6 protein-coding genes are annotated in these 6,954 nt (G+C 51.3%); 1 reads left to right on the top strand and 5 read right to left on the bottom strand.

The window, feature by feature from the left end:
• A partial coding sequence (gene secA / locus INT22_RS11210; RefSeq protein WP_226912633.1) for a preprotein translocase subunit SecA occupies nucleotides 1-2,575 on the bottom strand: 2,575 nt, incomplete at its 3' end.
• A 69-nt stretch (nucleotides 2,576-2,644) separates the two neighbouring features.
• A complete protein-coding gene (locus INT22_RS11205; protein ID WP_193068240.1) occupies nucleotides 2,645-3,013 on the bottom strand; it encodes a hypothetical protein in 369 nt (122 codons plus the stop codon).
• 111 nt (nucleotides 3,014-3,124) lie between these two features.
• Here INT22_RS11205 and INT22_RS11200 point away from each other — a divergent pair, with 111 nt between their 5' ends.
• The gene (locus INT22_RS11200) at nucleotides 3,125-3,601 is read left to right on the top strand and encodes a DUF721 domain-containing protein (protein ID WP_193068239.1); all 477 of its coding nucleotides are present in this window, start codon (nucleotides 3,125-3,127) and stop codon (nucleotides 3,599-3,601) included.
• A 96-nt stretch (nucleotides 3,602-3,697) separates the two neighbouring features.
• On the opposite strand, the gene lpxC is transcribed toward INT22_RS11200, so the two are convergent.
• From lpxC to ftsA, 3 genes are all read right to left on the bottom strand, one after another.
• The gene (lpxC, locus tag INT22_RS11195; protein ID WP_089037732.1) at nucleotides 3,698-4,609 is read right to left on the bottom strand and encodes a UDP-3-O-acyl-N-acetylglucosamine deacetylase; all 912 of its coding nucleotides are present in this window, start codon (nucleotides 4,607-4,609) and stop codon (nucleotides 3,698-3,700) included.
• Nucleotides 4,610-4,769: 160 nt separating this feature from the next.
• On the bottom strand, nucleotides 4,770-5,948 hold the full coding sequence (gene ftsZ, locus INT22_RS11190) for a cell division protein FtsZ (RefSeq protein ID WP_089037731.1): 1,179 nt from the start codon (nucleotides 5,946-5,948) through the stop codon (nucleotides 4,770-4,772).
• Between the two features lie 34 nt (nucleotides 5,949-5,982).
• Nucleotides 5,983-6,954, bottom strand: a 972-nt coding sequence (gene ftsA, locus INT22_RS11185) for a cell division protein FtsA (RefSeq protein WP_193068238.1), incomplete at its 5' end; no start/stop codon positions are given.

The raw sequence follows: 6,954 nt of genomic DNA, 5'->3' as shown, positions 1-6,954 counted from the left end.
GGCGGCTTGCTGCTGTCGCACGTTCACGTACTGACTCTTCACGGCGCTTTTGCTCTAACGCATCAACCTCTTCAGGCTGACGAACCTGAACATGGCTTAAAATACGCGTAACGTCAGCTTTGATGTTCGTTAGCAGATGCTGAAACAACTCGAAGGACTCTCGCTTGTACTCTTGCTTAGGGTTCTTCTGGGCGTAACCACGCAAATGAATACCGCGACGCAAGTGATCCATCGACTGAAGATGCTCTTTCCAACGGGTATCCAATACCTGGAGCATGACTTGTTTTTCAAAACGGCGAATCAACGTGGCACCAGCAGCCTCAATTTTGGCTTGATACGCATCGCGGTGCATCGTTTGTAAACGCTCACGCAGCTTCTCTTCACTGAAACGCTCATCCTCTGCCGCCCACTGCGTAACAGGAGCATCAAGATTGAATTCAGTTTTAAGATGCGCCTCTAACCCAGGCAAATCCCACTGCTCAGCCAAGCTCTGAGGAGGCACATAATCACTGATGGCATCTTCCATGACTTCTTCACGAATACCGATAACGGCGTCGGAAACCTCATCAGCGGAAAGAATTTCATTACGCTGTTCGTAGATAACTCGGCGCTGGTCGTTAGCGACATCATCGTATTCAAGCAACTGCTTGCGGATATCAAAGTTGCGCCCCTCTACTTTTTTCTGGGCGCGCTCGACAGCGTTAGACACCATCTTGTGCTCAATCGCCTCACCGCGCTCTAGCCCAAGAGCCAGCATCAAGCGCTTCACTCGGTCAGAACCAAACAAGCGCATCAAACTGTCTTCTAACGAGAGGAAGAAGCGTGTAGAGCCTGGGTCACCTTGACGTCCCGCACGGCCACGCAACTGGTTATCAATACGACGGGACTCATGGCGCTCAGAACCAATCACATGCAAGCCACCCGCTTCTAAAACACCATCATGACGCTTCTGCCACTCTGCCTTTAGCGCATCAATCTGTTCTTGAGTGGGATTCTGCAGCTTAGCTGCTTCTGCTTCCCAGTTCCCCCCCAGGACGATATCGGTACCACGACCCGCCATATTCGTTGCAATAGTAATGGCGCCAGGACGACCTGCTTGAGCGATGATTTCTGCTTCGCTTTGGTGCTGTTTAGCATTCAGAACATTAAACGCCAGGCCAGCTTCGCGCATAAGGCGAGCTAGGTACTCAGAGGTTTCAATCGATGCAGTACCGACGAGCACGGGGCGCCCGGCCTCGGTTTCAGCCCTCACATCTTTAATAATCGCTTCGTATTTCTCTTCCGCACTCAGATAAACCAAATCATTCAGATCTTTACGAGCAAGCGGTCGATTCGTTGGAATAACGACCACATCCAGGCCATAAATTTGCCGAAATTCGAACGCTTCGGTATCAGCGGTGCCGGTCATACCTGCGAGCTTTTCATACAAACGGAAATAGTTCTGGAAAGTAGTCGATGCCAGTGTCTGGCTCTCTCGCTGAACCGTCACCCCTTCTTTCGCTTCAACCGCTTGGTGCAGCCCTTCTGACCATCGGCGTCCCGGCATACTACGCCCAGTATGCTCATCAACGATGACGACCTGGCCTTCAGACACGATGTAGTCAACGTCTAAATGATAAAGATGCCGTGCGCGCAGCGCGGAATGCATATGCTGAAGCAAGTTTAGGTTTTGTGCGGCATAAAGCGACTCGCCCTCGCCCAACAACCCTTCGGCACGCATTAGCTCTTCAACTTTGTTATGCCCCTGCTCGGTAAGCTCTACCTGCTTTTGTTTTTCATCAAGCAGGAAATCTCCCGTAACCGGCGCATCGCTGTCTTCAGAGGCTTCACCTTGCTCTAACTGTTGAGCCAGACGATTCACAATGCCATACAAATCAGTGTTTTCATCCACTGCGCCCGAGATAATTAACGGCGTACGGGCCTCATCAATTAAAATAGAGTCGACTTCATCGACAATGGCGTAATGCAGGCCACGCTGCACTTTATCCTCAAGCGAGAACGCCATGTTGTCGCGCAGATAGTCGAAACCAAACTCATTGTTAGTACCGTAAGTGATGTCACACTGATAGGCATGGCGCTTCTCTTCACCCGTTTGACCAGCATAGATAACGCCTACCGATAGCCCAAGAAACTCATACAAGGGCCGCATCCACTCAGCATCACGGCGAGCAAGGTAGTCGTTAACGGTGACAACATGCACACCCTTGCTTGGCAGCGCATTTAAATAGACGGCCAGCGTCGCCACCAGGGTTTTACCCTCACCGGTTTTCATTTCCGCAATACGGCCACGATGCAACGTCATGCCACCGACCATCTGGACGTCAAAGTGGCGCATTTTCATTACCCGCTTACTGGCCTCTCGCACGACGGCAAATGCTTCAGGCAACAAACTATCAACAGACGCGCCTTCTGCTAATTTTTGACGGAGCAGCCCTGTTTTTTCCTGCAACTCAGCGTCACTCACCCCTTCAAGCGCCTGCTCTAAAACGTTAATACTGAGCACACTTTTTTGCATGCGTTTAACGTCGCGATCATTTTTAGAGCCAACAACTTTACGTAACAAATTATTAATCATGAAAGTTCCAAATCTTCACGAGCGCCCCATTCAGGCACGCCCTTTTATATAAGGCAAATAAGGGTAAATTTAGTAAACGGACAGCTGAGCTGGCGGACCACGAGGGGTCAGCACATCAATCGCGGCAACCAATCGACGTGGGATATGAAGAAAATAGCGGGAACCGTGCAAGACGACAGGATGGATGCGCGTTTTTTTTCGTACCCAGCGGCGCAGCGCACAGCGCTTCTTGGCGATCCATTCAGATTGGGCACGCAGCATCGCGGGCACCCAAAAACAGATGATGACGCCGCGCTCACCACTACGAAATGCATCTGAAGGATGTAAACTAGCAGGTAACAAACAGCTCACTAAGAGGCCTGCCAGCCACCAACGCGCTAGGCCGTTTCGGCGTTGCCGCCGCGGCGAAGCAGACAAAACATCTGGCGTTGATGACATGCTGTGGACTGGCTCCCGAGCGTGTTAGGCTCTATCAATTAAAAGACAATACAGAACGCTGGTGGCAACCGCGAGTGTGGCGCAGCCAGCAACGTTCCAGGAATCAAGTTAATGAGTATAAAGGTTAAGCGATCCCGCGCACAGCCCATTACCCAACTGCTGACTAAGTCGGGCAGCGCTGGACAGCTTATGCGACAGTCCCGCTTAATTGATCAGGCTCAGCGCCATTTACGCGCCCACCTTCCTGAAGCAATGCGTGAGCATATTTTCGTCGGGGGCTTTCGGGACGGACGATTGACGCTAATAAGTGGCCAAGCAAGCTGGCTAACGTGGTTACGCTATGAACAGCCGCGATTGCTAACCCTACTGCATCAGTTGCCAGGGTTTGAAAGCGTTACTGGCTTTACTTTGAAAGTGCGGCCCGTTCGGCCGATTGAAAGCCCCAAGCGCTACACGCGCACCCTCTCAGAAAACGCAGGAAAAACGCTAACTGAATGCGCTAAAGACACTGACAACCCCTCGCTTAGAAACGCCCTGGAGCGTCTTGCGGCGCATGCACCTAATCATTCAGATGACAAACATTCATAGCCATGCATTGCCAGCGCCAATACGCAAAAAAGCACCGCTTTAGCGGTGCTTTTTACTATTGCCACATGCAACTCACCCGCCCAACAAGCGTGCAATCTATGCCATTGCAGGTGCCGAGTAAGAGATAGGTGCAACCGCTTTGTCTTCTTCAAAGGTGACGATTTCATAGGCGTCGGGCTGCGCTAACAACTCGCGGCACAACCGATTGTTGAGCGCATGGCCTGATTTAACCCCCTGGAACTCACCAATCAAACTGTGGCCAAGTTGGTACAAATCACCAATAGCATCCAGCACTTTATGCTTGACGAACTCATCGTCATAGCGCAAGCCACCTTCGTTAACGATGCGGTAATCATCGACAACAATGGCATTGTCTAAGCTACCGCCAAGCGCAAGATTATTGGATCGCAAAAATTCCAGATCGCGCATAAACCCGAAGGTACGTGCACGAGAAACCTCTTTCACAAACGACGTTGTTGAAAAATCGATTAACGCGGTTTGTTTTTGTTGCTCAAATACAGGGTGATTAAAGTCGATTGAAAAGGAGACTTTAAACCCTTGATGAGGCAAAAAGACGGCTTCTTTGTCGCCATCACTGACGGCAACACGACGCTTAATGCGGATAAATTGCTTAGGTGCATCTTGCTCTAAAATGCCAGCTGACTGAATTAAGAACACAAATGGACTGGCGCTGCCGTCCATGATAGGCACTTCAGGCGCACTTACATCGACATAGGCATTATCAATGCCCAATCCAGCAAATGCCGACATTAAATGTTCGACCGTCGCGACTTTCACACCGCGGTAAGAAAGCGCGGTGCATAATGTGGTGTCTTCCACCAATTCGGCACGAGCCGGCACGTGAACCACAGGCTCCAGGTCGGTCCGGATAAATACAATTCCGGTATTAGCTGGCGCCGGGCGCAAAGCCAAGTGGACTTTTTTGCCAGAGTGCAGACCCACTCCGGTGGCGCGAATGACGTTTTGTAATGTGCGTTGTCTGATCATGGGCAGTGGTCGAACTCTAATGACGGCGGTCACCGGCAAAAGTGCCGACAAGTACCGCTAGGGGAAAGAAAGTTAAGAAACAGTGTTCACTTTAACAGCAAACGAGCGTTTTAACCAATAAAACTCTCGTTTGCTGTTTCAATGACCCCGATAGCGTCAGTTAATCTGCCTGACGGCGTAAAAATGCGGGAATGTCCAAATAGTCATCTGCATCAGGCGCGCGACGCTTCTCGGCCCGAGGTTTTGCAGCGGGCTCAGGCGCTTCTTTACGCGCCGTTGCCTGCTGACGCATGACAGTTGGCTGTTGCAACTTGCGGTAATCTGAGGACGCTTCAGCAGCAGACCGACGCACTGGCTCACGTGAGGCAACTTTGCCTTTGTTACCATCCAGCCCAGCAGCCACCACGGTCACACGTAGCTCATCGGACATTTCCATGTCGATAGAGGTACCCACCACAATAGTTGCTTCCTGAGAAGCAAACTCTTGAACTGTAGCACCTACGTCATTGAACTCACCGATCGACAAGTCAGGGCCAGCAGTAATATTAACCAAAATACCGCGAGCACCGTGCAGATCAATGTCTTCAAGTAGCGGGCTACGAATGGCTTTTTCAGCCGCTTCGCGAGCACGATTCTCGCCAGTTGCCCCACCGGTACCCATCATCGCCATGCCCATTTCGGACATAACGGTGCGAACATCAGCAAAATCGACGTTAATAATGCCTGGGCTGGTAATCAGCTCTGCGATACCTTGAACGGCCCCCAACAACACATCGTTAGCAGCGCTGAAGGCGGTTAGCAGCGTGGCGTTCTTACCTAGCACAGAAAGCAGTTTTTCGTTGGGAATAGTGATCAACGAATCAACGTGCTCAGAAAGCTCTTTCATACCTTCTTCAGCGGCGCGCATGCGCTTCGGCCCTTCAAACGGGAAGGGGCGAGTTACCACGGCAACCGTCAAAATACCTAACTCTTTGGCAACCTGAGCAACAACAGGCGCACCGCCGGTACCTGTACCACCACCCATGCCAGCCGTGATGAATACCATATCTGCACCGGTTAATAACTCAGCGATGCGGTCACGGTCTTCCATGGCGGCTTGACGGCCGACTTCAGGATTGGCACCGGCCCCAAGCCCCTTGGTGATTTCACCACCAAGCTGCAAGACTGTTTTTGCAGACACTCGCTTAAGCGCTTGAGCGTCGGTATTAGCGCAGATAAACTCAACGCCTTCGATATTACTTTCGACCATGTGGTTGACCGCGTTGCCACCGCCACCGCCAACACCGACCACTTTGATGACCGCACTGCTCGAGGGTGCGTTATCTACCAATTCGAACATAAGCCCCGTCTCCTGAACCGCGCTTGCGGCCCTGTCAGAAATTTCCTTTGAACCAGCCTTTAATTCTTACCAGCGCCGATTGACCTTCCTTGATATCACGCCTGACGACTTCGTTGCGTCCTTTATGCGCAGCAACGACTTCCCCGTGGCTTTCTAGGCCTTGCCCATGTCGCGCTTCTTGCAATGCATAATGCAGTAAACCCACACCTGTTGCATAAATTGGATTGCGTACCACATCAGCCAACCCTTTGACATTTTGCGGACATGCAATACGAACAGGCATATGAAAAATCTCTTCTGCCAATTCGCTAACCCCTTCCATACGCGAGGTGCCACCAGTGAGCACAACACCAGCAGCCACCATATCTTCATAGCCACTACGGCGTAATTCGTCTCTCACCAACGTAAATAGTTCCTCGTAACGCGGCTCAACCACTTCAGCAAGTGCCTGTCGCGATAAATCACGAGCCGGACGATCTCCTACGCTGGGAACTTTAATCATTTCATCGCTTGCCGCCAGCTGTGTCAGTGCGCAAGCGTATTTAACTTTAATCTCTTCGGCATGCTGCGTTGGTGTGCGCAATGCCATTGCTATGTCATTAGTGACTTGGTCGCCCGCTATCGGTATAACGGCAGTATGGCGAATGGCACCTTCACTGAAAATGGCCATATCAGTGGTTCCCCCACCAATATCCACCATGCAAACGCCTAATTCTCGCTCGTCTTCGGTAAGCACCGCCATACTAGAAGCTAGCTGTTCAAGAATGATTGCGTCAACGTCCAGACCACATCGCCTAACACATTTCTCAATATTTTGAACGGCGTTCAATGCCGCTGTCACAAGGTGAACCTGCGCCTCTAAACGAACGCCTGACATTCCTAAAGGTTCACGGATACCACCTTGAGCATCGATTGAGAACTCTTGGGGCAATACATGTAATACACGCTGCCCTTCCGAGACCGCACGTGCGCGGGCTGAGTCAATAACGCGCTCGATATCGGATGG

It is taken from the genome of Halomonas sp. 3D7M (assembly GCF_014897885.1).
Classification (GTDB): domain Bacteria; phylum Pseudomonadota; class Gammaproteobacteria; order Pseudomonadales; family Halomonadaceae; genus Vreelandella.
The sequence above is the reverse complement of the archived record's forward strand: the minus strand, read 5'-3'. Positions and strand labels throughout refer to the sequence as shown.